At 53.3% G+C, this 24,049-nt stretch carries 22 protein-coding genes and 1 pseudogene; 13 read left to right on the plus strand and 10 right to left on the minus strand.

Annotation, left to right across the window (positions count from 1 at the left end):
* Window positions 1–9 precede the first annotated feature (9 nt).
* The 3 genes from DAI21_RS20285 to DAI21_RS20295 all read right to left on the minus strand — a co-directional run bounded on the left by DAI21_RS20285 (window position 10) and on the right by DAI21_RS20295 (window position 2,602).
* Window positions 10–753, minus strand: coding sequence for a type 2 GTP cyclohydrolase I (locus DAI21_RS20285; RefSeq protein WP_100777187.1), 744 nt, complete (start codon window positions 751–753; stop codon window positions 10–12).
* Between the two features lie 10 nt (window positions 754–763).
* Window positions 764–2,176 carry a deoxyribodipyrimidine photo-lyase gene (phrB, locus tag DAI21_RS20290; protein WP_107704028.1) on the minus strand — a complete coding sequence of 471 codons (1,413 nt, stop codon included), beginning with the start codon at window positions 2,174–2,176 and terminating at the stop codon, window positions 764–766.
* 219 nt (window positions 2,177–2,395) lie between these two features.
* Window positions 2,396–2,602: a YbfA family protein gene (locus DAI21_RS20295; protein WP_095281257.1), complete on the minus strand. Its 207-nt coding sequence runs from the start codon at window positions 2,600–2,602 to the stop codon at window positions 2,396–2,398.
* Window positions 2,603–2,910: 308 nt separating this feature from the next.
* Between DAI21_RS20295 and kdpF the strand changes: the two genes are divergently transcribed.
* From kdpF to potE, 9 genes and pseudogenes are all read left to right on the plus strand, one after another.
* Window positions 2,911–3,000: a K(+)-transporting ATPase subunit F gene (kdpF, locus tag DAI21_RS20300; protein WP_003858638.1), complete on the plus strand. Its 90-nt coding sequence runs from the start codon at window positions 2,911–2,913 to the stop codon at window positions 2,998–3,000.
* The gene (kdpA, locus tag DAI21_RS20305) at window positions 3,000–4,679 is read left to right on the plus strand and encodes a potassium-transporting ATPase subunit KdpA (RefSeq protein WP_107704029.1); all 1,680 of its coding nucleotides are present in this window, start codon (window positions 3,000–3,002) and stop codon (window positions 4,677–4,679) included. The genes kdpF and kdpA overlap by 1 nt, the downstream gene beginning before the upstream one ends.
* Window positions 4,680–4,698: 19 nt before the next feature.
* The gene (gene kdpB, locus DAI21_RS20310) at window positions 4,699–6,747 is read left to right on the plus strand and encodes a potassium-transporting ATPase subunit KdpB (protein WP_100777190.1); all 2,049 of its coding nucleotides are present in this window, start codon (window positions 4,699–4,701) and stop codon (window positions 6,745–6,747) included.
* Between the two features lie 12 nt (window positions 6,748–6,759).
* Window positions 6,760–7,335 carry a potassium-transporting ATPase subunit KdpC gene (gene kdpC / locus DAI21_RS20315; protein WP_102104158.1) on the plus strand — a complete coding sequence of 192 codons (576 nt, stop codon included), beginning with the start codon at window positions 6,760–6,762 and terminating at the stop codon, window positions 7,333–7,335.
* Entirely contained in the window at window positions 7,336–10,023 is a 2,688-nt protein-coding gene (gene kdpD / locus DAI21_RS20320; RefSeq protein ID WP_107704030.1) for a two-component system sensor histidine kinase KdpD, read from the plus strand.
* Complete coding sequence (gene kdpE, locus DAI21_RS20325) at window positions 10,020–10,697, plus strand: two-component system response regulator KdpE (RefSeq protein WP_100777193.1); 678 nt, start codon at window positions 10,020–10,022, stop codon at window positions 10,695–10,697. The genes kdpD and kdpE overlap by 4 nt, the downstream gene beginning before the upstream one ends.
* Window positions 10,698–10,976: 279 nt before the next feature.
* Window positions 10,977–11,081 carry a leader peptide SpeFL gene (gene speFL / locus DAI21_RS20330; RefSeq protein WP_106875989.1) on the plus strand — a complete coding sequence of 35 codons (105 nt, stop codon included), beginning with the start codon at window positions 10,977–10,979 and terminating at the stop codon, window positions 11,079–11,081.
* A 256-nt stretch (window positions 11,082–11,337) separates the two neighbouring features.
* Window positions 11,338–13,536 carry an ornithine decarboxylase SpeF gene (speF, locus tag DAI21_RS20335; protein ID WP_107704031.1) on the plus strand — a complete coding sequence of 733 codons (2,199 nt, stop codon included), beginning with the start codon at window positions 11,338–11,340 and terminating at the stop codon, window positions 13,534–13,536.
* Window positions 13,533–14,847, plus strand: a pseudogene (potE, locus tag DAI21_RS20340) (putrescine-ornithine antiporter). Before speF ends, potE begins: the two are co-directional and overlap by 4 nt.
* A gap of 127 nt (window positions 14,848–14,974) precedes the next feature.
* On the opposite strand, the gene pgm reads toward potE, so the two are convergent.
* Window positions 14,975–16,615, minus strand: a complete 1,641-nt coding sequence (pgm, locus tag DAI21_RS20345; RefSeq protein ID WP_100777196.1) for a phosphoglucomutase (alpha-D-glucose-1,6-bisphosphate-dependent) — start codon at window positions 16,613–16,615, stop codon at window positions 14,975–14,977.
* Window positions 16,616–16,639: 24 nt separating this feature from the next.
* Window positions 16,640–17,182 carry a replication initiation negative regulator SeqA gene (seqA, locus tag DAI21_RS20350; RefSeq protein WP_100777197.1) on the minus strand — a complete coding sequence of 181 codons (543 nt, stop codon included), beginning with the start codon at window positions 17,180–17,182 and terminating at the stop codon, window positions 16,640–16,642.
* Window positions 17,183–17,365: 183 nt separating this feature from the next.
* Between seqA and ybfF the strand changes: the two genes are divergently transcribed.
* From ybfF to fur, 4 genes are all read left to right on the plus strand, one after another.
* A complete protein-coding gene (ybfF, locus tag DAI21_RS20355; RefSeq protein WP_107704032.1) occupies window positions 17,366–18,139 on the plus strand; it encodes an esterase in 774 nt (257 codons plus the stop codon).
* A gap of 128 nt (window positions 18,140–18,267) precedes the next feature.
* Window positions 18,268–18,555 (plus strand): LexA regulated protein, encoded by a 288-nt coding sequence (gene ybfE, locus DAI21_RS20360; RefSeq protein WP_102104162.1) that lies wholly within the window; start codon window positions 18,268–18,270, stop codon window positions 18,553–18,555.
* 157 nt (window positions 18,556–18,712) lie between these two features.
* A complete protein-coding gene (gene fldA, locus DAI21_RS20365; protein WP_059178645.1) occupies window positions 18,713–19,243 on the plus strand; it encodes a flavodoxin FldA in 531 nt (176 codons plus the stop codon).
* A 294-nt stretch (window positions 19,244–19,537) separates the two neighbouring features.
* Complete coding sequence (gene fur / locus DAI21_RS20375) at window positions 19,538–19,990, plus strand: ferric iron uptake transcriptional regulator (protein WP_107704033.1); 453 nt, start codon at window positions 19,538–19,540, stop codon at window positions 19,988–19,990.
* A gap of 154 nt (window positions 19,991–20,144) precedes the next feature.
* Here fur and DAI21_RS23000 read toward each other — a convergent pair whose 3' ends face one another.
* The 5 genes from DAI21_RS23000 to DAI21_RS20400 form a co-directional block, all read right to left on the minus strand.
* Window positions 20,145–20,699: a hypothetical protein gene (locus DAI21_RS23000; protein WP_159075441.1), complete on the minus strand. Its 555-nt coding sequence runs from the start codon at window positions 20,697–20,699 to the stop codon at window positions 20,145–20,147.
* A 28-nt stretch (window positions 20,700–20,727) separates the two neighbouring features.
* Window positions 20,728–21,087 (minus strand): hypothetical protein, encoded by a 360-nt coding sequence (locus DAI21_RS20385; protein ID WP_159075442.1) that lies wholly within the window; start codon window positions 21,085–21,087, stop codon window positions 20,728–20,730.
* A gap of 161 nt (window positions 21,088–21,248) precedes the next feature.
* Window positions 21,249–21,803 (minus strand): hypothetical protein, encoded by a 555-nt coding sequence (locus DAI21_RS20390; protein ID WP_107704036.1) that lies wholly within the window; start codon window positions 21,801–21,803, stop codon window positions 21,249–21,251.
* Window positions 21,800–23,443, minus strand: a complete 1,644-nt coding sequence (locus DAI21_RS20395) for a LysM peptidoglycan-binding domain-containing protein (protein WP_107704037.1) — start codon at window positions 23,441–23,443, stop codon at window positions 21,800–21,802. The genes DAI21_RS20390 and DAI21_RS20395 overlap by 4 nt, the downstream gene beginning before the upstream one ends.
* Window positions 23,440–23,850, minus strand: a complete 411-nt coding sequence (locus tag DAI21_RS20400; protein ID WP_107704038.1) for a DUF4431 domain-containing protein — start codon at window positions 23,848–23,850, stop codon at window positions 23,440–23,442. Before DAI21_RS20400 ends, DAI21_RS20395 begins: the two co-directional genes overlap by 4 nt.
* Window positions 23,851–24,049 lie beyond the last annotated feature (199 nt).

Below are 24,049 nucleotides of genomic sequence, written 5' to 3' on the forward strand. Positions count from 1 at the left end.
CACCTCTCATCAGGCAGGATTAGGAATATCGATAAAGGTCACGTCGAGATCGGTATTTTCCGTCAGCCATTCGCTCAAGGCGCGGATGCCGCCGCGCTCGGTGGCATGGTGCCCTGCCGCGTAGAAATGCAGCCCCTGCTCGCGGGCAGAGTGAATGGTCTGCTCGGACACTTCACCGGTAATAAAAGCATCGACGCCAAAGCGCGCCGCATTGTCGATAAAGCCCTGGCCGCCGCCGGTACACCACGCCACGCGCTTCACCAGATCCGGGCCGGTATCACCGCTCCACAGTGGACGGCGGCCCAGACGCGCTTCAATCCAGGAAGCAAGTTCCAGGCCAGGAACCGGCATGGACAGCTCACCCCACGGCAGCAGCTCTTCGATTTCACCCATCACGGTGATGCCGAGCAGTTGAGCGAGCTGAACGTTATTGCCCAGCTCCGGGTGCGCATCCAGCGGCAAGTGCCAGCCGTACAGATTGATGTCGTTCGCCAGCAGGGTTTTCAGGCGGTTGCGCTTCATGCCGCGAATAATCGGTGCTTCGTTTTTCCAGAAATAGCCGTGATGCACGATCACCGCATCCGCTTGCAGGCGCACCGCTTCATCCAGCAGGGCCTGGCTCGCCGTGACGCCGGTGACAATCTTTTGCACCGTTTCACGCCCTTCCACCTGCAGGCCGTTAGGGCCGTAGTCGCTGAAGCTGGCGCTGTTCAGCTTTTCATTGATTAAGGTTTCCAGTTCGCTGTTTTTCATCATTACTCTCTTACGCTTTGCGGGCGGCTTCATAGGCCGCCAGTGTGGCGACTCGCGCCTGTTTATGGTCAACAATCGGGCGCGGATAATCGAGGGTTTCACCCGTTTTATCCGCCCACACCCAGGGTTCATGGATCGATTTTCCCGGCACGTCGGCCAGTTCAGGTAGCCACTGGCGGATAAACTCGCCGGTCGCGTCAAATCGTTGTCCCTGGGTTGTCGGGTTAAAAATACGAAAATAGGGAGCGGCATCCGTTCCGGTCGACGCCGCCCACTGCCAGCCGCCGTTATTGGCCGCCAGATCGCCGTCGATCAGCTGAGAAATAAAATATCGCTCTCCGGCGCGCCAGTCGATCAGCAGGTCTTTCACCAGGAAGCTGGCAACGATCATCCGCAGGCGGTTATGCATCCACCCCGTTTCGTTAAGCTGACGCATGGCCGCATCGACTATCGGATAGCCCGTCTGCCCGTTTTGCCACGCCTGTAACTGGGCGTCATCCTGTTGCCACTGCACCTTATCCGTCCAGCGGATGAAGGGACGATGTTTACATAAATCAGGATGATACGTCATCAAATGACGGTAGAATTCGCGCCAGATCAGCTCGTTAAGCCATACCGCCCCCGGCCCGCCGTCGAGGGCCTGCGGCTGTTCGGCCAGCAGGCGGTGCAGACACTGACGCGGGGAGAGCACGCCCAACGCCAGACAGGCGGATAAACGGCTGGTGCCTTCGATGGCGGGAAAATCGCGCTGTGCTTCATACTCAGCGGCCTGCTGTTTGCAGAACTGGCGCAGCTGCGCAATCGCGGCCTTTTCGGTCGGTGGGAAGTGGTCCGAGTCGAAATCGCGCTGAGGGTAGTCAACGTTGATCTCCGCAGAAACGGTCAGCGCCTCTCCTCGGGCCGCTGGCGCGGCGACGCACTCAGGAAGCCCCTCTTTCAGGCGTTTCAGGTAGGCATTTTTGAACGGGGTGAAGACTTTATACATCTCGTGATTGCCGGTCATGACGCTGCCCGGCGCTAACATCACGCTGTCGTCAAAGCCCTGGCACACAACCGTAGTAAGCCGGTTTTCAAGCTGTCGGTCGCGCTGCTGCTCGTTGAATTCGTACTGATAGTTGTAAAAAAGATGGGTGACGTTGTGCGCGTCACAGACCTGCTGCACTTTGTCGCTCTGCGCGGCAAAGTCGCTCACTTCCTCATAAATCAGTGGAATGCCCTTCTCCGCCAGCCCCTGCTGCAGGGCATTGAGATGCGCACGCAGGTATGCCGCCTGTCGCGGGGCCATGCCGTGCTCACGCCACTGTTCGGGCGTGGCGATAAACAGGGCCAGCACGCGGGCGTCTTGAGAGCGGCAGGCGGCCGCGAGCGCGATGTTGTCATGAAGGCGCAGATCCGCGCGAAACCAGACCAGATGCGTGGTCATAACACTCCTGAATAATTGTCCATAACCTAAGCGTAGCGTTTCTGACCGCAGGCCGAAACCGCGTCGTCTATCCCTAAACGTGGGATATCTGACTCTATAATGTTTAAGTTATGTTACAGGAGCAAGTGTAACCTTTGCCCGGCGGGCGAGCGGAAAGCGACGGACACAAAAAAACCGCCACATCGCTGTGGCGGTTCGACATTGCTGTGTGGCTATTTGTTAGTAAAAATCGCAGGTCGCTTTTTCGGCCTGGTCCATCCATACCGGTTTCTCGCTGGTTTTCGCCCAGACGCGGTGCAGATAGCTGTAAAAACGTGCACGGTCTTTCCAGAACAACATCACTGGCAGCGCCACAATCCCGGCCACTACGGCGAAGGTGCGACGTAAAAAGACAACATGTGCTGGAAACTCTTTATACAGGTCCATGATTTTCTCCCCTATAGCTGGCCGGAAAGGTTATCCGGAAATTTCAAAAGTGGTTATCTGGCTAAAATAGTACCGCTTTGTTTGTAATTTTACTACTCATCCGACCACTTATTTTCATCCGTTTAGTGAATATTTACACTCCACCTGTAATTAAGTTACATAAAAGTTAACAAGATACTTACCATTAGTTAAATCAGGGTCTTGTCATTTTTATACTTTTTTTACACCCACCCCGCTGATTTTTGCGAAATCTTTGCGCCATAAATCCTACCTTTTGCACAACGACAAAAGTCACCCGGAGGTGAATTGTGAGTGCAGGTCTGATTGCTGGCATCGTGCTGGTGTTCCTGTTGTTGGGCTATCTGATTTATGCCCTGATTAATGCGGAGGCGTTCTGATGGTGGCCCAGGCATTTTTACTGATCGCCAGCTTCCTGCTGGTGCTTTTCCTGCTCGCAAGACCGCTGGGAAGCTGGCTGGCGCGGATGATTAACGGCGGCGCGCTGCCGGTGATTGGGGGCGTCGAAAACGGGATCTGGCGCGTACTTGGGATCAACACCCAGGAGATGAACTGGCGGCAGTATCTGATCGCCATTGTGTTGCTGAATATCGTCGGGCTGGTGGTGCTGTTCGCGATGCTGATGCTGCAAGGCATTCTGCCCCTCAACCCGCAACAGCTGCCGGGTCTGTCGTGGCATCTGGCGCTCAATACCGCCGTCAGCTTTGTCAGTAACACCAACTGGCAGTCGTATGCCGGTGAAACCACTCTCAGCTATTTCAGCCAGATGGTGGGGTTAACGGTGCAGAACTTCCTCTCTGCCGCCAGCGGCATTGCGGTGATCTTCGCTCTTATCCGCGCCTTCGCCCGCCAGAAAATCAGCACTCTGGGCAACGCCTGGGTCGATCTCACGCGCATTACCCTGTGGCTACTGCTGCCGATTGCTCTGCTGATCGCCCTGTTCTTTATTCAGCAAGGCACCCTGCAAAACCTGCTGCCCTACTCGTCTTACACCTCTCTTGAAGGCGTGAAACAGATGCTGCCGATGGGCCCAGTGGCATCGCAGGAAGCGATCAAAATGCTGGGCACCAACGGCGGGGGTTTCTTTAACGCCAACTCCTCGCATCCGTTCGAGAACCCGACCGCGCTAACTAATATCGTGCAGATGCTGGCGATCTTCCTGATCCCCGCCGCGCTCTGTTTCGCCTTTGGTGATGTGGTAAATGACCGCCGTCAGGGCCGGACGTTGCTGTGGGCGATGTCGATTATCTTTGTGGTCTGCGCGGCGCTGGTGATGTGGGCGGAGTGGCACGGCAACAGCCATTTCCTGCAGCTGGGCGCTGACAGCAGTATCAATATGGAAGGCAAAGAGAGCCGCTTCGGCATCCTCGCCACCAGCCTGTACGCGGTGGTGACAACGGCGGCCTCCTGCGGCGCCGTCAACGGGATGCATGACTCCTTCACGGCCCTCGGCGGGATGATCCCTCTGTGGCTGATGCAGATTGGCGAAGTGGTCTTCGGCGGCGTCGGTGCCGGTCTGTACGGCATGCTGCTGTTCGTTCTGCTGGCGGTGTTTATCGCCGGGCTGATGATTGGCCGCACGCCGGAGTATCTGGGTAAAAAAATCGATGTGCGCGAAATGAAACTGACCGCCCTCGCCATCCTGGTGACCCCTGCGCTGGTGCTGATGGGCACCGCGCTGGCGCTAATGACCGAGGCCGGGCGCAGCGGCATTTTCAACCCAGGCATCCACGGCTTTAGCGAAGTGCTTTACGCCGTGTCGTCTGCGGCAAACAACAACGGCAGCGCCTTTGCCGGATTAAGCGCCAACTCTCCGTTCTGGAACTGCCTGCTGGCGTTCTGCATGTTCGTGGGCCGCTTTGGGGTGATCGTGCCGGTACTGGCTATCGCCGGATCGCTGGTGAGTAAAAAAATTCAGCCCACCTCAACCGGTACGCTCCCGACACACGGCGCGCTGTTTATTGGCCTGCTGATTGGCACCATCCTGCTGGTCGGAGCCCTGACCTTTATCCCCGCCCTCGCGTTAGGCCCGGTCGCGGAACATCTTTCTTTACGCTAACAGAGCGGAGATATCAGTCATGAGTCGTAAACAACTGGCCCTCTTAGAACCGACACTGGTTCGCCAGGCGTTGATGGATGCGGTGAAAAAACTCAGCCCGCGCGTGCAGTGGCACAACCCGGTGATGTTTATCGTCTGGATTGGCAGCGTGGTCACCACCGCGCTTGCCATCGCCATGAGTACCGGACACCTGACGGGCGACGCCCTGTTTACCGGGGCCATCAGCCTGTGGCTGTGGTTTACAGTGCTGTTCGCCAACTTTGCCGAAGCGCTGGCGGAAGGCCGCAGCAAAGCGCAGGCCAACAGCCTGAAAGGGGTCAAAAAGACTGCGTTTGCCCGCAAATTGCGCGAACCGAAATACGGCGCACAGATGGATCACGTCCCGGCCGATGAACTGCGCAAAGGCGACGTGGTGCTGGTGGAAGCGGGCGATATTATCCCCTGCGACGGGGAGGTAATCGAAGGCGGCGCGTCAGTGGACGAAAGCGCCATCACCGGGGAGTCCGCGCCGGTGATCCGTGAGTCCGGCGGCGATTTTGCCTCGGTCACGGGCGGGACGCGCATTCTCTCTGACTGGCTGGTGATCCAGTGCAGCGTCAATCCGGGCGAAACCTTCCTCGACCGGATGATCGCCATGGTCGAAGGCGCGCAGCGTCGCAAAACGCCAAATGAAATCGCGCTCACCATTTTGCTGGTAGCCCTGACCATCGTCTTCCTGCTGGCGACCGCCACCCTGTGGCCGTTCTCCGCTTACGGCGGCACGGCGGTGAGCGTCACGGTGCTGGTAGCCCTGCTGGTCTGCCTGATCCCGACCACCATCGGCGGTCTGCTGTCGGCCATCGGCGTGGCCGGGATGAGCCGGATGCTCGGCGCGAACGTGATTGCCACCAGCGGCCGCGCGGTCGAAGCGGCGGGCGACGTGGACGTGCTGCTGCTGGATAAAACCGGGACCATTACTCTCGGCAACCGTCAGGCGTCGGACTTCTTGCCTGCGCCGGGTGTCGATGAGAAAACGCTGGCCGATGCGGCGCAACTCTCCTCGCTGGCGGATGAAACGCCGGAAGGCCGCAGCATCGTGATTCTGGCTAAACAGCGCTTCAATCTGCGCCAGCGCGACGTGCAGAGCCTGCACGCCACCTTTGTGCCCTTCACGGCGCAGACGCGGATGAGCGGAATTAATATTCAGGATCGCATGATCCGTAAAGGCTCCGTGGACGCCATTCGTCGCCACATCGAAGCCAATAACGGCCACTTCCCCCCGCAGGTCGATCAGCTGGTGGAAAGCGTGGCGCGTCAGGGTGCCACCCCGCTGGTGGTCGCTGAAGGGGCTAACGTGCTGGGGGTGATCGCCCTGAAAGATATCGTCAAAGGCGGTATCAAAGAACGCTTTGCCCAGCTGCGCAAAATGGGGATCAAAACGGTGATGATCACCGGGGATAACCGTCTTACCGCTGCCGCCATTGCCGCCGAAGCGGGGGTGGACGATTTCCTCTCCGAAGCGACGCCGGAAGCGAAGCTGGCGCTGATCCGCCAGTACCAGGCGGAAGGCCGTCTGGTGGCGATGACCGGCGACGGCACCAACGACGCCCCGGCGCTGGCGCAGGCTGACGTGGCGGTAGCGATGAACTCCGGCACCCAGGCGGCAAAAGAAGCGGGGAACATGGTCGATCTGGACTCCAACCCGACCAAACTTATCGAGGTGGTCCATATCGGTAAACAGATGCTGATGACGCGCGGGTCGCTCACCACCTTCAGTATCGCCAACGATGTGGCGAAATATTTCGCCATTATCCCGGCCGCGTTTGCTGCCACCTATCCGCAGCTTAACGCGCTGAACGTGATGCATCTGCACTCGCCCGCGTCGGCGATTCTCAGCGCCGTGATTTTCAATGCCCTGATCATTGTCTTCCTGATTCCGCTGGCGCTAAAAGGGGTGAGCTATAAACCGCTGACGGCGGCCGCGATGCTGCGCCGCAACCTGTGGATTTATGGTCTTGGTGGATTAGTGGTGCCCTTTATCGGGATCAAAATTATCGACCTGTTACTGACCCTGTTCGGACTGGTTTAAGAGAGAAATCAAATGACTATGTTACGTCCCGCTATACTTCTGTTTATTCTGCTGTCGCTGATTACCGGTGGGCTTTACCCGCTGGTAACCACCGCGCTGGGCCAGTGGTGGTTTAAGGATCAGGCCAACGGCTCGCTGATTATGCAAAACGGTGAGAGCCGCGGTTCGCGCCTGATTGGGCAGAATTTTACCGATGCCCGTTACTTTCAGGGGCGTCCTTCCGCCACCGCTGAAACCCCGTATAATCCAATGGCATCGGGTGGCAGCAACCTGGCAGGAAGTAATCCTGAACTGGATAAAGCCGTGAGTGAACGCGTCAGCGCCCTGCGCGCGGCTAACCCGCAGGCGAACCCGACGGTGCCCGTTGAACTGGTCACCGCTTCGGCCAGCGGGCTGGATTATAGCCTGACGCCCGCCGCTGTGACGTGGCAAATCCCGCGCGTGGCGGCCGCGCGCGGGCTGACCACCGACCAGGTCAGCAAACTGGTTGCTGAACACACGCAAAAACCGCTGGTCAGCTTTATCGGCATGCCGGTCGTGAATATTGTTGAGCTGAATCTGGCGCTGGACGCGCTAAGGAAAAACTAAATGACCGACGAGCCCCTGCGCCCGAATCCGGATCGGCTGCTTGAGCAGACCGCTGAAGCGCATCGCGGCAAATTAAAAGTGTTTTTCGGCGCCTGCGCGGGCGTCGGGAAAACCTACGCCATGCTAACCGAGGCGCAGCGTTTGCGGGCGCAGGGGCTGGATATTCTCATCGGCGTGGTGGAAACCCACGGGCGCAAAGAGACGGCGGCGCTGCTGGAGGGGCTGGCGACGCAGCCGGCACGTCGCATCAGCCATCGTAGCCGTCTGGTCTCCGAGTTTGATCTCGACGCCGCCCTCGCCCGCCGTCCGGCATTAATTCTGATGGACGAACTGGCGCACAGTAATGCGCCAGGCTCGCGTCACCCCAAGCGCTGGCAGGATGTCGAAGAGCTGCTGGAAGCGGGTATCGACGTCTTTACCACCGTTAACGTGCAGCATCTGGAAAGCCTGAACGACGTGGTCAGCGGCGTCACCGGCATTCAGGTGCGCGAAACCGTCCCCGATCCCTTTTTTGATTCCGCCGATGAAGTGGTGCTGGTCGATCTCCCCCCGGACGATCTGCGCCAGCGCCTGCACGAGGGCAAAGTCTATATCGCCGGGCAGGCCGAACGCGCTATCGAGCACTTTTTCCGTAAAGGGAACCTGATTGCCCTGCGCGAACTGGCGCTGCGGCGCACCGCCGATCGGGTGGACGATCAGATGCGCGCCTGGCGCGACCGACAGGGGCAGGACCGCGTCTGGCATACCCGCGATGCTATTTTGCTCTGCATCGGGCACAGCGGCGGCAACGAGAAACTGGTGCGTACCGCTGCGCGACTGGCGGCAAAATTCGGCAGCGCCTGGCATGCGGTTTACGTCGAAACCCCACACCTGCACGCCCTGCCGGAAAACCAGCGGCGCGCTATCCTCAGCGCCCTGCGCCTCGCCCAGGAGTTAGGCGCGGAGACCGCTACCCTGTCCGATCCGGCAGAAGATAAAGCCATCCTGCGCTACGCCAGGGAACATAATCTCGGCAAAATCGTCATCGGGCGTCGTCAGCATCGCCGCTGGTTCAGCCGCGAATCTTTCGCTGACAAACTGGCGAAACGCGCGCCAGATCTGGATCTGGTGATTGTCGCACTCGACGAAAAACCAGCCCCCCTTCCCAGCCGCACGCCTGACGCCCGCAGCTTTGGCGATAAATGGCGCATCCAGCTCAGAGGCTGTCTGGTGGCGACGGTGCTTTGCGCCCTGATAACCATTGTGGCAAGCCAATGGCTGATTGCCTTTGACGCCGCCAACCTGGTGATGGTCTATTTGCTCGGTGTGGTGGTGGTGGCTTTGCTCTATGGGCGCTGGCCGTCGGTACTGGCGACGATCATTAACGTCGCCAGCTTTGACCTCTTCTTCATCGCCCCGCGCGGTACGCTGGCGGTGTCGGATGTGCAGTACATTCTGACGTTTGCCGTGATGCTGACCGTCGGGCTGGTGATTGGTAATCTCACCGCGGGCGTGCGCTATCAGGCGCGTATCGCCCGCTACCGCGAACAGCGCACGCGCCATCTGTATGAGATGTCGAAATCGCTCGCCGTCGGGCGCACGCCGCTGGATATCGTCCAGACCAGCGAGCAGTTTATTCGCTCCACGTTCCAGGCCAGCAGCCTGATTTTGCTCCCGGACGAGCACGGAAAACTGCGCCCACTCACCTCCGCCAACGGCATGACGCCGTGGGATGAAGCCATCGCCCGCTGGAGTTTTGACAAAGGGCTGCCCGCCGGTGCCGGAACCGATACGCTGCCCGGCGTGCCCTATCTGATTCTCCCCCTGCGCAGCGCCGACAAAACCCTGGGGCTGGTGATTGTTGAGCCGTCGAATCTGCGACAGCTGATGATCCCGGAACAGCAGCGTCTGCTGGAAACCTTTACCCTGCTGGTTGCCAGCGCGCTGGAGCGTCTGGCCCTGACCACCAGCGAAGAGCAGGCGCGGCTGGCGAGCGAGCGCGAAAGTATTCGCAACTCCCTGCTGGCGGCGCTCTCTCACGATCTGCGCACGCCGCTAACGGTGCTGTTTGGTCAGTCGGAGATCCTGACCCTCGATCTGGCGGCGGAGAATTCCCCTCACGCTCTGCAGGCTAGCGAGATCCGCCAGCACGTGCTCAATACCACCCGGCTAGTGAATAATTTGCTCGATATGGCGCGTATTCAGTCCGGTGGGTTTAACCTTAAAAAAGAGTGGCTGACGCTGGAAGAGGTGGTCGGCAGCGCGTTACAAATGCTGGAGCCAGGGCTGGGCGGTCGCCATATCACCCTCGCCATGCCTGAACCGCTCACGCTGATCCACGTCGACGGGCCGCTGTTTGAGCGGGTGCTGATTAATCTGCTGGAGAATGCGGCGAAATACGCGGGCGCAAAAGCGGAGATTGGTTTAACGGCGGGCGTCGCGCATCAGGCACTGCGCCTTGAAGTGTGGGACGACGGGCCGGGCATTCCGTTCGGTCAGGAAAGCGCGATTTTTGAGAAGTTTGCGCGCGGGAATAAAGAGTCGGCCATTCCCGGTGTCGGGCTGGGGCTGGCCATCTGTCAGGCGATTGTCGATGTGCACGGCGGATCCATTACCGCCCACAACCGACCGGAAGGAGGTGCCTGTTTTTGTGTTACACTTCCGCTGGATGTACCGCCAGAAATGAATGAATTACCCGAGGATTTGTGATTAACGTCCTGATTGTTGAAGACGAACTCGCCATTAGCCGTTTCCTGCGCGCTGCGCTGGAGGGAGACGGCTTGCGCGTGTATGACGCCGGGACATTACAGCGGGGACTTATCGAAGCGGCCACCCGCAAACCCGACCTGGTGATCCTCGATTTAGGCCTCCCCGACGGCGACGGTCTCGATTTTATCCGTGAAGTGCGCCAGTGGAGCCAAATGCCCATCATTGTGCTCTCTGCCCGCGCCGAAGAGACGGATAAAATTGCGGCGCTGGACGCCGGGGCCGATGACTATCTCAGCAAACCTTTTGGTATTGGTGAACTTCAGGCGCGCCTGCGCGTGGCGCTGCGCCGCCACAGTGCGACGACGCCGTCCGATCCGGTGTTTACCTTTTCAGATATCCAGGTCGATCTGCCTGCCCGTCGAATTCTGCGCGGTACCCAAGAGATCCACCTCACCCCGATTGAGTTTCGCCTGCTGGCCGTGCTGCTTAACAATCACGGCAAAGTGCTGACCCAGCGTCAGCTGCTTAATCAGGTCTGGGGACCGAACGCCGTTGAGCATAGTCATTATTTACGCATATATATGGGCCACCTTCGTCAAAAACTTGAGGCTGACCCCGCACGCCCCCGCCATTTATTAACTGAAACCGGTATCGGTTATCGGTTTATGCTTTGAATAACCATTCAGAATTAACTCAATTAAATTAGCACAACATATTTCTGCCTTTTTAATTATTACGAAAACACGTATTCCCGCCCTCTTTAAATTAAATAAACACACAAGGAATACATTGTATTAACATTATCAATACAAAGCAGCGTTATGCACTGCTCTATTCACGCAAAACGAATATTTATTTCTGATTTAATCGGTTATTGGTGATCTTCTTCACGGTTTGCTGCCTTTTCATGGATAAAATGGCCTTGCTTTCAATTACTGAAAGGAAAAACAGTCATGGAAAACAATAATCGTTTAATGCCGCATATAAGGCGAACAACGCATATTATGATGTTCGCCCACCGCAATAGCTTTGACTTTCACTTCTTCAACGCCCGGTAGTCCTTCGACCCAGGGCGCGTCTGCTTACAGGTTTTCCTGAAACACCCTGACTTACAGGCATTTGCCTGTGGGCGCTGCGCTCCTTTTCCTTAAATCCTGTCTATTCCGTTTCCGGACGGCCTGGGATTTAACTCATCAAAAAGCAATTCACTGATTTTTTATCAGCGACTCCTCTTTGCTTTTTTTTCCGGACTATTTCGATTTCTTATTTATACGAAGTCGAAGGACAAATATTGCCTAAAATAAAGAGACAAATATGAAAATGCTAAAAATCGCTGCCAGCCGTGCTTGCCCGGACTGCTTCACCACCACTCGGGAAATGGTCGATGCCAGTGCGACCGATTATATTGATGTGGCAGCCGTAGTACTGGCCGTCGGCGATATTTTTAATGGCACCATTGAAGAAATAGAAGCCACCGGTTTTGGAATCCCGGTATTTATCGCGACTCATAAAGAAGAGATGGTTCCGGCCGAATATTTACCGCGCATTCACGGCGTATTTGAGTGCAACGACACCAGCAACGATTTCTACGGACGCCAGCTGGAAGCCGCCGCGCTGAAGTATGAAACTCAGCTGCGCCCGCCGTTCTTCCGCGCGCTGGTAGATTACGTGAAACAGGGTAACAGCGCCTTTGATTGCCCGGGGCATCAGGGCGGTCAGTTCTTCCGCCGTCACCCTGCCGGTAATCAATTTGTCGATTTCTTTGGCGAGACGCTGTTCCGCTCTGACCTGTGCAATGCCGACGTGGCGATGGGCGATCTGCTCATTCACGAAGGTGCGCCCTGTACGGCACAAAAACATGCGGCGAAAGTGTTCAACGCCGATAAGACCTACTTCGTGCTGAACGGCACGTCGTCGTCCAACAAAGTGGTGCTGAACGCCCTGCTGACGCCGGGCGATCTGGTGTTATTTGACCGTAACAACCATAAATCTAACCATCACGGCGCGCTGCTGCAGGCCGGTGCAACGCCGGTCTATCTGGAAACCGCTCGCAACCCGTACGGCTTTATCGGCGGGATTGACGCCCATTGCTTCGAAGAGAATTATCTGCGCGAGCTGGTGGCCGAAGTGGCTCCGGGCCGGATGCGCGATCAGCGTCCGTTCCGCCTGGCGGTCATTCAGCTCGGTACCTACGATGGCACCATCTACAACGCCCGTCAGGTGGTCGATAAGATTGGTCATCTGTGCGACTACATCCTGTTTGACTCGGCGTGGGTCGGCTACGAGCAGTTTATTCCCATGATGGCAGATTGCTCCCCGCTGCTGCTGGAGCTGAACGAGAACGATCCGGGGATTCTGGTCACTCAGTCGGTGCATAAGCAGCAGGCTGGCTTCTCTCAGACTTCGCAGATCCACAAAAAAGACAGCCATATCAAAGGCCAGCAGCGCTACGTTCCGCACAAACGCCTGAACAACGCTTTCATGATGCACGCCTCCACCAGCCCGTTTTATCCGCTGTTTGCCGCGCTGGACATTAACGCCCGCATGCATGAGGGCCAGAGCGGCCGCAACATGTGGATGGACTGCGTGGTGAACGGTATCGAAGCGCGCAAGCTGATCCTGCAAAACTGCCAGTTTATCCGCCCGTTTGTGCCTGAAACAGTAGATGGCAAGCTGTGGGAAAGCTGGCCGACGGCAGAGATCTCCACGGATCTGCGCTTCTTCCACTTTGTGCCGGGTGAAAACTGGCATGCCTTCGAAGGTTACGCTGAGCATCAGTATTTTATCGATCCGTGCAAACTCCTGCTGACCACGCCCGGCATCAACGCCCGTACCGGTGAATACGACGATTTCGGCGTACCGGCCACCATCCTCGCTAACTTCCTGCGCGAAAACGGCATCGTCCCGGAAAAATGCGATCTCAACTCCATCCTGTTCCTGCTGACGCCTGCCGAGGACATGGGCAAGTTGCAGCAACTGATCGCTCAACTGGTGCGTTTCGAGAAACTGCTGGAAACCGATGCGCCGCTGAAAGAGGTGCTGCCGTCCCTCTACAAGCAGCATTCTGAGCGCTACGCCGGTTACTCTCTGCGCCAGATTTGCCAGGAGATGCATGACCTTTACGCCCGCCACAACGTGAAACAGCTGCAAAAAGAGATGTTCCGCAAGGCGCATTTCCCGCAAGTGAAAATGAACCCGCAGGCGGCAAACTACGCCTATCTGCGCGGCGAAGTGGAGCTGGTCTCTCTGCGCGATGCAGAAGGCCGTATTGCCGCGGAAGGCGCGCTCCCTTACCCACCGGGCGTGCTGTGCGTGGTGCCGGGTGAAGTGTGGGGCGACGCGGTTCTGCGCTATTTCACGGCGCTGGAAGAAGGGATTAACCTTCTGCCGGGCTTCGCGCCGGAACTCCAGGGTGTGTACGTCGAAGAGTGCGACGGGCGCAAACAGGTTCGCTGTTACGTGATTAAGCAGCCAGCCGCCCAGCCCGCGCTGCTGAAAGGGGAAACACTATGAGTAAAAAATCCAACAAGATGGGCGTGGTGCAGCTCACCGTCCTGACCATGGTCAATATGATGGGCTCGGGCATTATTATGCTCCCGACCAAACTCGCCGAAGTCGGTACCATCTCAATTATCTCCTGGCTGGTGACCGCCGTTGGCTCGATGGCGTTGGCGTGGGCTTTCGCCAAATGCGGGATGTTCAGCCGTAAGTCCGGCGGGATGGGCGGTTACGCAGAGTATGCCTTCGGCAAGTCGGGCAACTTTATGGCCAACTATACCTACGGTGTGTCGCTGCTGATCGCTAACGTCGCGATTGCGATTTCGGCGGTCGGGTACGGCACCGAGCTGTTCGGCGTCGCCCTGAGCCCGGTGCAGATCGGTATCGCGACCATCGGCGTGCTGTGGCTGTGTACCGTCGCTAACTTCGGCGGCGCCCGTATCACCGGGCAGATCAGCAGTATCACCGTCTGGGGGTAATCATCCCGGTGGTGGGTCTGTGCATTATCGGCTGGTTCTGGTTTAGTCCGACGCTGTACGCCAACTCCTGGAACCCGCACCACGTGCCGTTCTTCGCGGCGGTCGGTTCCTCAATCGCCATGACGCTGTGGGCTTTCCTTGGGCTGGAATCGGCCTGTGCGAACGCCGAGGTGGTGGAAAACCCGGAACGCAACGTGCCGATCGCGGTACTGGGCGGGACGCTGGGGCTGCGGTGATTTACATCGTCTCCACCAACGTGATTGCCGGGATTGTGCCGAACATGGATCTGGCGAATTCGACCGCGCCGTTTGGCCTGGCGTTTGCGCAGATGTTCACGCCGGAAGTCGGGAAAGTGATCATGGGCCTGATGGTGATGTCCTGCTGCGGTTCGCTGCTCGGCTGGCAGTTCACCATCGCGCAGGTGTTTAAATCCTCTGCCGACTCCGGATATTTCCCGAAAATATTCTCCCGCGTTAGCAAGTCCGACGCACCGATTCAGGGGATGCTGGCGATTGTCATTTTCCAGAGTGGGTTGTCGCTGATGACCATTAGCCCGTCGCTGAACAGCCAGTTCAACGTGCTGGTGAACCTGGCGGTGGTGACCAACATTATTCCGTACATTCTGTCGATGGCCGCACTGGTGATTATTCAGAAAATGGCGAATGTCGATCCCCGCAAAGCGAAGATTGCGAATTTCGTGGCGCTGGTTGGGGCGATATATAGCTTCTATGCGCTCTACTCTTCCGGCCAGGAAGCGATGCTGTACGGGGCGATGGTGACGTTTATGGGCTGGACGCTGTACGGTCTGGTGTCGCCAAGATTTGAGCTGAAGAATAAGCACAGCTAAGAGCGACAAAAAAGCCCGGGGGCATTACTGCTCACCGGGCCTGCGAGGTAAAAGCAAAACGGCAACCGAGGTTGCCGTTTTTCATGTTTTCCTCACGCCTGTCGGCTGAGGGGATCAGACCGCAGACTTACGCGTTCTTCAGCACTTCACTCACAATTTCAACCGCTTCTTTCTCGATCAGCTTACGGTGTTCGTCGCCGAGGAAGCTTTCGCAGTAGATTTTGTACGCATCTTCCGTACCGGACGGACGCGCGGCGAACCAGCCGTTATCTGTCATCACTTTCAGACCGCCGATTGACGCACCGTTACCAGGTGCCGCCGTCAGACGTGCGGTGATCGGATCGCCCGCCAGCGTGTTAGCGCTCACCATCTCTGGAGAGAGCTTAGACAGCGCGGCTTTCTGAGCGGATGTCGCACCGGCCTGAATACGGTTATAGCTTGGCGCACCAAAGCGAGCCGCCAGCTCGTTGTAGTGCTCCTGCGGGTTTTTGCCGGTGACGGCGGTGATTTCCGCGGCCAGCAGGCACATGATGATCCCGTCTTTGTCCGTCGACCACGGCGTACCGTCGAAACGCAGGAAGGATGCACCCGCGCTCTCTTCGCCGCCAAAACCAAAGCTGCCGTCGTGCAGACCGTCAACGAACCATTTGAAGCCCACTGGCACTTCCACCAGCTTACGGCCTAAATCATTCACCACGCGGTCAATCATCGCGGAGGAGACCAGCGTTTTACCGACAGCCACCTCTTTGCCCCACTGTGGGCGATGCTGGAACAGATAGTTAATCGCCACAGCCAGGTAGTGGTTCGGATTCATCAGGCCCGCAGGAGTAACGATACCGTGGCGGTCGTAGTCCGGGTCGTTGGCAAAGGCCAGATCGAATTTATCGCGCAGGGCCAGCAGACCCGCCATTGCGCACTCGGAGGAGCAGTCCATGCGGATTGCGCCATCTTTATCGAGGTGCATAAAGCGGAACGTCTGATCGACCTGATCGTTAACGATAGTCAGATCCAGCTTGTAGAATTCGGCAATGCGCTTCCAGTATTCGATACCGGAACCGCCGAGCGGATCCACGCCCAGCTTCAGGCCCGCTTTCTGAATCGCGGCGATATCAACGATATCGGCCAGCCCTTCGATGAACGGCTGAACCAGATCCAGCTCTTTCACGTGACCGGAAGCCATCGCCGCATCCAGAGAGATACGTTTTACGCCTTTCAGGCCGTCAGCCAACAGCGCGTTGGCGCGGTCTTCGACCACTTTGGTGACATTGGTATCAGCCGGGCCACCGTTCGGTGGATTGTATTTGATACCGCCATCGTCCGGCGGGTTGTGCGAAGGGGTGATGACGATACCGTCAGCCTGCGCGCCACCTTTTTTGTTGTGCACCAGAATCGCGTTTGAGACCGCAGGCGTCGGGGTGAAGCCGTTGTCTTCCTGCACGATGACATCCACACCGTTCGCTGCCAAAACTTCCAGCACGGAAATGAACGCCGGTTCGGACAGCGCGTGGGTGTCTTTCCCGACATAGCACGGACCGGTCACGCCATTTTTAGCGCGCTCTTCCGCGATGGCCTGAGCAATGGCCAGAATATGCGGTTCGTTAAAGCTATGGCGCGCCGCGCTGCCGCGGTGGCCAGACGTACCAAACTTCACTGCGTGTTCTGCGTTGCCCACTTCCGGCTTCAGTACGTAATACTGCGCGGTGAGTTGAGCGACGTTAATCAAATCGCTTTGTTGTGCAGGCTGACCCGCACGATCGTGATTTGCCATTGCCTGGTCCTTCCTGTGCAAGGGTTAAATGGTACCGCAAACCTTTTCAATCAATTCCGCCGGGAATTGCATCGACTGCATGATGTGTTCGACCATGCTGCATTTGCGTCCGGTGTTGGTATTGGTGATCACCCAGTACGGCGTACCAGGGACATGTTTAGGTTTGGTTTGATTGCCGTTGGCAAGCAGCGTCTGTTCGTCGCCCGCGAAGTAAACGCGGGTACGGCCATGAAGCGAATCAGTGGCTTCAGCAAACGCTTTGTTATCCAGTGAATAGAGTGTAGACAGCACCAGCATAAAGCGGTTAACCGCTTTTTTCTGCTCGGCGTATTCGTCGGAAAGCAGCAGTTCACGCACCGCGCGTACTTTGTCTTTCACCGGCGCCACAGTTTTCGCTTCCGCGACCACATTTGGCTGACGAACCTCTTTAGAAACCGGAGTTGCAGGCTGTGAGGCGGCGGAAAATTTCAGCATGCGCCGTAAAATGTCTGATGCACTCTCGCCAATATGTCGCGTGTGGCTGGCAATATACTGATAGAGCTCATCATCAACTTCGATTGTTTTCATCTTAATCCAGTGCAATATCTTATCTGAATACAAGTCGTTGGGATTATAAGGGCTAATCCCAACCGCGGATAGGGTCAAACCTGGGTGGCGGCAAAAGTCAGATTAAACTGGAACCTTGCAGCCGGGCGGCAGAATGGTCAACATAATACCCTAACCTGACATACGTAAAAAAAGAACTTTGCCATGAAATTGAATAGCCGAGCGCAATCTGCACAATCGCCGAACAATAATTCTCCCATCGTACTGGTTCATGGCCTCTTTGGCAGCCTGGATAATCTGGGCGTGCTGGCCCGCGATCTGGTGGCCGATCGCGATATTTTGCAGGTGGATATGCGTAACCACGGGCTTTCCGAGCGCAGCCCGGAGATGACTTATAGCGCGATGGCCCAGGATCTGCTGGATACTCTCGATGCGAATCAGATTGAAAAAGCGACGCTGATTGGCCATTCCATGGGCGGCAAAGCGGTGATGGCCCTGACGGCGCTGGCACCGGAGCGTATCGATCAGCTGGTGGTGATTGATGTCGCCCCGGTGGATTATGACGTGCGTCGCCACGACGAAATCTTTGCGGCGATTAATGCCGTGACCGAGGCCGGCGTTTCTACACGTCAGCAGGCCGCAGCCATTATGCGTGAACATCTGGATGAAGAAGGCGTGGTGCAGTTCCTGCTGAAATCTTTCGTCGATGGCGCATGGCGTTTTAACGTGCCGGTGCTGTGGGATCAGTATCCTCAGATTGTCGGCTGGCAGACCGTTCCGGCCTGGCCACACCCTACCCTGTTTATTCGCGGCGGCAATTCTCCGTACGTCACCGACGCCTATCGCGATACGCTGCTGGCGCAATTCCCACAGGCGCGTGCGCATGTGATCGCCGGAGCCGGGCACTGGGTTCACGCTGAAAAACCCGAAGCCGTGCTGCGGGCGATCCGTCGCTATCTCTCTGATAAAGCGATTTGATTAAAAAGCCAGCGACCGGTTGCCCGCAGGCCACCAGTCGTTGGCGTGCAGGTATCCGTGATGTATGATGTCGCGCTCATCGCCCCGGCAATAGCAGGGCCGCTCGTTTTCCCCGAAGTCTCTGAATCATGGCCAAAGAACAAACGGACCGCACGACACTAGATCTGTTCGCGACTGAACGTCGACCGGGACGACCAAAAACCAACCCGCTTTCGCGTGATGAACAGTTGCGCATCAATAAGCGCAATCAGCTGAAACGCGACAAAAGTCGTGGGCTTAAACGCGTCGAGCTGAAACTCAACGCGGAGGCCGCCGACGCCTTAAGTGAACTGGCCGATGCCCGCGAGATCAGCCGCAGCGAGCTGATTGAAGAGATGCTGATGGCACAGCTTCAGGCATGGCGCAGCACCAGGTGATCGTCTGAAAATCCCCTCAATTGTCCCTTTCATGTAGCACAGAGTGCAGTCCCGCGTGATAGCTGTTTCCGCAGACTTCCCTGTTCTGCTATGATTGCCCTTATCCGTGGACAATTTGCGCCACCATACCATTAAGTTTCAAGAGGTTATTTCACTCATGGCAATCATCGGCATTTTCTTCGGCAGCGATACCGGTAATACCGAAAACATCGCAAAAAACATTCAAAAACAGCTTGGTAAAGACGTTGCCGACGTACATGACATTGCTAAGAGCAGCAAAGAGGATCTCGAAGGTTACGATATTCTGCTGCTTGGCATTCCAACCTGGTACTACGGCGAAGCACAGTGTGACTGGGATGATTTCTTCCCGACGCTGGAAGAAGTGGATTTCAACGGTAAACTCGTTGCCCTCTTCGGCTGCGGCGACCAGGAAGACTACGCGGAATACTTCTGTGATGCACTGGGCACTATCCGCGACATCATTGAACCGCGCGGCGCGGCAATCGTCGGTCACTGGCCAACGGCGGGTTATCATTTCGAAGCCTCTAAAGGCCTGGCGGATGACGACCACTTTGTCGGCCTGGCTATCGACGAAGACCGTCAGCCAGAACTGACCGCTGAGCGCGTCGACAAGTGGGTAAAACAGATCCGCGAAGAGCTGCACCTCGACGACATCCTGAACGCGTAATGCAGTGATGAGGTGCAACTGACTACGTTGCACCTCATTGATAGATAATACCGATTAAAATAATTGCTACAAATTTTTAACTTTCGTGTTCATACCTGTACAATGTCCCCGGGTTAAAGTGGATGCCATCCAACAAGTTTGTTGGTGATACCACGTTTTTATAAGCATACTTTGCTTGAGACTTGCAGTTTTCATTTAGGCATGGCAGTTCTATAATGAGACGCATTATCCCAACTGCATTTTCTGTCACTTCTTCTAAGGAAGTGAATCGTTTAGCAACAGGACAGATTCCGCATGACTGACAACAATACCGCATTAAAGAAGGCTGGCCTGAAAGTTACGCTTCCTCGTTTAAAAATCCTGGAAGTTCTGCAAGGGCCGGACAACCATCACGTCAGTGCGGAAGACTTATACAAACGTCTGATCGACATGGGCGAAGAGATTGGACTGGCGACCGTATACCGCGTTCTGAACCAGTTCGATGACGCCGGGATTGTCACCCGCCATAATTTCGAAGGCGGTAAATCCGTTTTTGAACTGACGCAACAGCATCATCACGATCACCTGATCTGCCTCGACTGTGGCAAGGTGATTGAATTCAGCGATGACTCCATCGAAGCACGTCAACGTGAAATCGCCACCCGACATGGCATCCGTCTGACCAACCATAGCCTGTACCTGTATGGTCATTGTGCTGAAGGCGATTGCCGCGAAAACGAGCACGCACACGATACTGCAGATAAATAATTTGTGGTTCATATAATGTTAAAGACCACCTGTCATCAACAGGTGGTCTTTTTTCATCAAAAACAACTCAGTACTTTCCTTTAAATCTCTTCCTGGACGATACACTTCTGTAAGCTGTTCGCTGCAATATATTGTTATTTCTAGTATTTAATATTTAGGTTTCCGGAACCGGAAGACGAGAAAATATTCCGCATAAGGCCAAACCTAACTTCGTTTCATCCGCTATATCATTGGCAGAAAGGGATGACTCAACCACTCTATTTTTTTTGGAGAAAGACGACACCCCATAAAAACTGATGATTCCGTCAGTTTCCCCATAAATAAGTATGCCATCAAAACCAAAGTTAACTTTTTCTCCCCGAAAGTTATAGAGAATTCCTCGCAATTTACGCCTTTCCTTTTTGTTTTTAAGTGCATTCTCTATTAATGCCTCATTTATCTCATCAACTCTCCTCTTAAGATAAAAGACATCCACAGCTGGCCATGTGCCATGAGTACTATTACTATAACGCACATTACAAGAAGGTGCCTTTTCATTATCCACACCATAGTGTTTATAAAAATATGCATCAACTTCTTTTTTATACTTTAATCCAGAAGATAAAGGGTGAACATATAAGATAAGGCCTCCTGGCGATCCGCCAAGAGAAATATTAGAGTATGAAAAAAGTAATAATAAAAGAACCCTTAGTATATTTTTATTCATCACAAACCACCTCCTTCATTTTCACCTGATTTTAACCAATACCAAACAATTTAGCATTATCATCATCAATATTAATAACGTTCAAGTCTGCAACATTATCAGCGTATCCCTCCGGAAGATAAAAATGATAAAATTTTTGATATTTATTATCAAACTTGGCACTTTTGTTACTCGTAGGATATTCAGAAAGTTTTATCGTGCCGTTGCCAAAATCAATTCCTCCCTGATTGCATACTTGTGCTGCAATATTTCCCGACATAGTTTGGCCCTCGACAAAAGTGATATAATCACTACCAATATATTGTTTGGTAGGTTTACAATAATCTCTCATTATCATAATAGCACCATAAACACGCTCATTAATTTCATAAAGTCGTGCAGGTTCGTTCACTGGAAACACTCTTCACGCTCCAAAAAGCTTAATAACTCACCTGCATTCATTTAAAAATCATTCAAATTAATTGATCACTATTCATTAGGTTATTCGCTAAAGAATTTACTGAGCACCCTGAGCATAACCAAAATATTGACAAACTTAAGTTGACCGAATTGCTATGGTGCTGGTGTAGGGAGACCTTCAAGCGCTAAACACATTGCATTTCCAAGCTTAGTTTCATCCGAGAGATCTCTGACAGCAATTGACGATTTCTTCAGTGGTTCGGGTTTATAAATAGCTGACAAGCCGTAAAAATAAACAACAGCATTTTTCATTTTATAAAATAGTATTGCGTCAAAACCACCCTGAATCCTTTTATCATTAAAATTAACAAGAAGTTTCCTTAATTTCGATCTTGAATTTTTGTTTACAATAGACTTTTCTAATAGGTCATTATCTACCCCCGGTATTTTGCTATTTAAGTAATATACATCGACAGCTGGTTGATCCTCCCAAGATCTTGTAGCACTAGAAATTTTACATGAGGGGGCTAATTCATTATCTAATCCATAATGTTTTCTAAAATAATTATCAATGTAATACTTACCATTAAAATCAGACTCCATAGAAATTACATATAAAAACAAACCACCAGGATCACCAGAAATAGACAGTTTTGAATAAGAAACACTAATCACTAAAATAAAAAATATAATGATTTTGTTAATCATAATCCACCACCTTCATTGCTATTTGATTGAATTCCTATGCCAAAATTGGTTGCATTTTCTTCATCAACATCAATAATTCTTAATTTATTTTCATTATCATAATACCCAACAGGAAGGTAAAATTTATAAAATTTCTGATATTTATAATCAAACTCGGCACTGTTTTTATTCGTAGGGTATTCAGAAAGTTTTATCGTGCCGTAGCCAAAATCAATTCCTCCCTGATTGCCTCCTAATGCTGCAATATTTCCCGATGTGGTTAGGCTATAGACAAAAGAGATATGACCACTACCAATAAATTTGTTGGTAGATTGACTATAATTTCGCATTACCATAATAGCGCCATAAACAGGCTCACTAATTTCATAAAATCGTGCAGGTTCATTTACTGGAAATTGTGATGATTGAGCGTTTGCACGCGCGTGGAGATAGTTAGCCTCAGCCAAACAATAAGTCACAAAAGAGGCGCACCACGGTGTATTAGTTAATTTACCATGGCTACCTGCGAGCTTATGATAATTATCTTCTATATTCCTCTCCCCTGTCCCATGCCATTGTTTCGCCTCTCTTATAGCGATTTCCATCCACGGTGCCTGAATGGAGTCATTCCCGACATTGGCCTGCGGGTAAGCATTATCCGATGTCCCGGTAGGGATTTTTTTTGGACGTTCCTGGGAAGCCTGTTTTTTTACAGCAAGCGGTTTACTGATTCCACCAGGTAACTTTATTTCTTGACCGACAGAGATGACATCTACATTTGAGATACTATTCAAATCAGCGATTCGTTTCACCGTTGTGTGAAATTTTCTTGCGATTTTACTTAAGGTATCACCTGATTTTACAATATAATCTTCTGTTGCCCGCTCTCCTTCCTGATGAGCCCCTGTTTTTGCAGTAAATACCTGTCCCGTTTTGATCAGCAGTAGGCTTATACTGGCGGGCCCTGCTACCGCTGAGTACACTTTTTCTTCTTTTCCGTTTGCTCCTGTGGAAAAAATATCTAATGCACTTCGTCCAGGTAAATGGGCAATGGGCGGAAGATATCCATTATCATTGGTGCACCACTCATAGGACTTATTATCAATTACTACCTTTAATTTTTCATTAGCGATAGGTGTGTTCCCATCTGAAACCAGAATGTTAGTCGTGGGGATGGTCCGTTCCCGGCGTGTTTCTTGGTTATTGTAATACCCCTCCATAGTCTTGATCGCTTCCATAAGTCGCTCAAGTGTAACGTCATCTAAATCCCTGATATATTCATCAGGTTGAATACCTGTTTTCAAAGATATTTTCTTTACATATTCAGCAGGGTTATTGCCATCTAGTTTTGGAGAGTACCGGAAAATGACATCCCTAACAGTCATATCTTTGTAGGTAAGTTTCAGAAGCATCTTTAACGCCTTCCATCCTGTAGCATCATCTGGAAAAATCATAAAGGGCCCACTTTTTGTATTACCCTCTCCAATTTTTAAGGAATCGCATACCGAACTTCTTGAAGGTCTGATATTTCCTGGATTGAAGAAACGCCAACAAATAGTACCTCCACTTCTTAAGTAATGTGTGCCATCATCCGCGATAAAGTCAGCTGTTAGTGAGGAATTGTTATAGTTTACGTTTATATTTCTCATGATTTTACTCACACACGTTTAATTTCATTTTTAACATCCTCAGCATAATTACTTATTTCCCTTAAAAGCATCACAATCGCTGTAAAATGATATCCACTTCCGGCAAGGATAGCCTCACCTGATATAACTACGTGTTTATTTATATATTGTGAAACTTTATCATTCATTCTTTCTGCGGTTAATAACACCGTAACATCTTTATTCCATTCAGAAAATGTATCATCTACATCGACTACACAATCCAATGGCCTATCTAATTCAAGTACGAACCTCTTATACTGTTTTGTATCGTCATCAGGGCCTGAATAAGTTTTCATCACCAACGTACCTTTCATCGCAGTGATATCTGCAATTTTAAGACATGTGGAATGAGCACTAAATACTACAAATAATCCTAATACCAGTAATAGTGAACGCATCTTATCTCCTTTAAAGTCATTACTCTTCACCTGTAACGCCAGCCATTATTTTAAATAACAAATTATTTGTAAATCACATCAAGCTTGTTAACTCTTTATGATTAATAAATTCTTTGGTCATTGAATTTCATAGACTTCGATTTATCATCTTAATTCGTGATGCATACCATTATCTCGAATGAAAACCGGGCATAGGGAG

The sequence above is a fragment of the Lelliottia sp. WB101 genome, from assembly GCF_003051885.1.
GTDB lineage: Bacteria > Pseudomonadota > Gammaproteobacteria > Enterobacterales > Enterobacteriaceae > Enterobacter > Enterobacter nimipressuralis.

Excerpts from the sequence above, each read along its gene's own strand:
- kdpC (WP_102104158.1), top strand. The coding sequence starts at position 6,760 with ATGACTATGTTACGTCCCGCTATACTTCTGTTTATTCTGCTGTCGCTG.
- speFL (WP_106875989.1), top strand. The coding sequence starts at position 10,977 with ATGGAAAACAATAATCGTTTAATGCCGCATATAAGGCGAACAACGCAT.
- fldA (WP_059178645.1), top strand. The coding sequence starts at position 18,713 with ATGGCAATCATCGGCATTTTCTTCGGCAGCGATACCGGTAATACCGAA.
- DAI21_RS20390 (WP_107704036.1), bottom strand. The coding sequence starts at position 21,803 with ATGATTAACAAAATCATTATATTTTTTATTTTAGTGATTAGTGTTTCT.
- kdpD (WP_107704030.1), top strand. The coding sequence starts at position 7,336 with ATGACCGACGAGCCCCTGCGCCCGAATCCGGATCGGCTGCTTGAGCAG.
- speF (WP_107704031.1), top strand. The coding sequence starts at position 11,338 with ATGAAAATGCTAAAAATCGCTGCCAGCCGTGCTTGCCCGGACTGCTTC.
- DAI21_RS20285 (WP_100777187.1), bottom strand. The coding sequence starts at position 753 with ATGAAAAACAGCGAACTGGAAACCTTAATCAATGAAAAGCTGAACAGC.
- seqA (WP_100777197.1), bottom strand. The coding sequence starts at position 17,182 with ATGAAAACAATCGAAGTTGATGATGAGCTCTATCAGTATATTGCCAGC.
- pgm (WP_100777196.1), bottom strand. The coding sequence starts at position 16,615 with ATGGCAAATCACGATCGTGCGGGTCAGCCTGCACAACAAAGCGATTTG.
- fur (WP_107704033.1), top strand. The coding sequence starts at position 19,538 with ATGACTGACAACAATACCGCATTAAAGAAGGCTGGCCTGAAAGTTACG.
- ybfF (WP_107704032.1), top strand. The coding sequence starts at position 17,366 with ATGAAATTGAATAGCCGAGCGCAATCTGCACAATCGCCGAACAATAAT.
- DAI21_RS20295 (WP_095281257.1), bottom strand. The coding sequence starts at position 2,602 with ATGGACCTGTATAAAGAGTTTCCAGCACATGTTGTCTTTTTACGTCGC.
- phrB (WP_107704028.1), bottom strand. The coding sequence starts at position 2,176 with ATGACCACGCATCTGGTCTGGTTTCGCGCGGATCTGCGCCTTCATGAC.
- DAI21_RS20400 (WP_107704038.1), bottom strand. The coding sequence starts at position 23,850 with ATGCGTTCACTATTACTGGTATTAGGATTATTTGTAGTATTTAGTGCT.
- kdpB (WP_100777190.1), top strand. The coding sequence starts at position 4,699 with ATGAGTCGTAAACAACTGGCCCTCTTAGAACCGACACTGGTTCGCCAG.
- ybfE (WP_102104162.1), top strand. The coding sequence starts at position 18,268 with ATGGCCAAAGAACAAACGGACCGCACGACACTAGATCTGTTCGCGACT.
- kdpA (WP_107704029.1), top strand. The coding sequence starts at position 3,000 with ATGGTGGCCCAGGCATTTTTACTGATCGCCAGCTTCCTGCTGGTGCTT.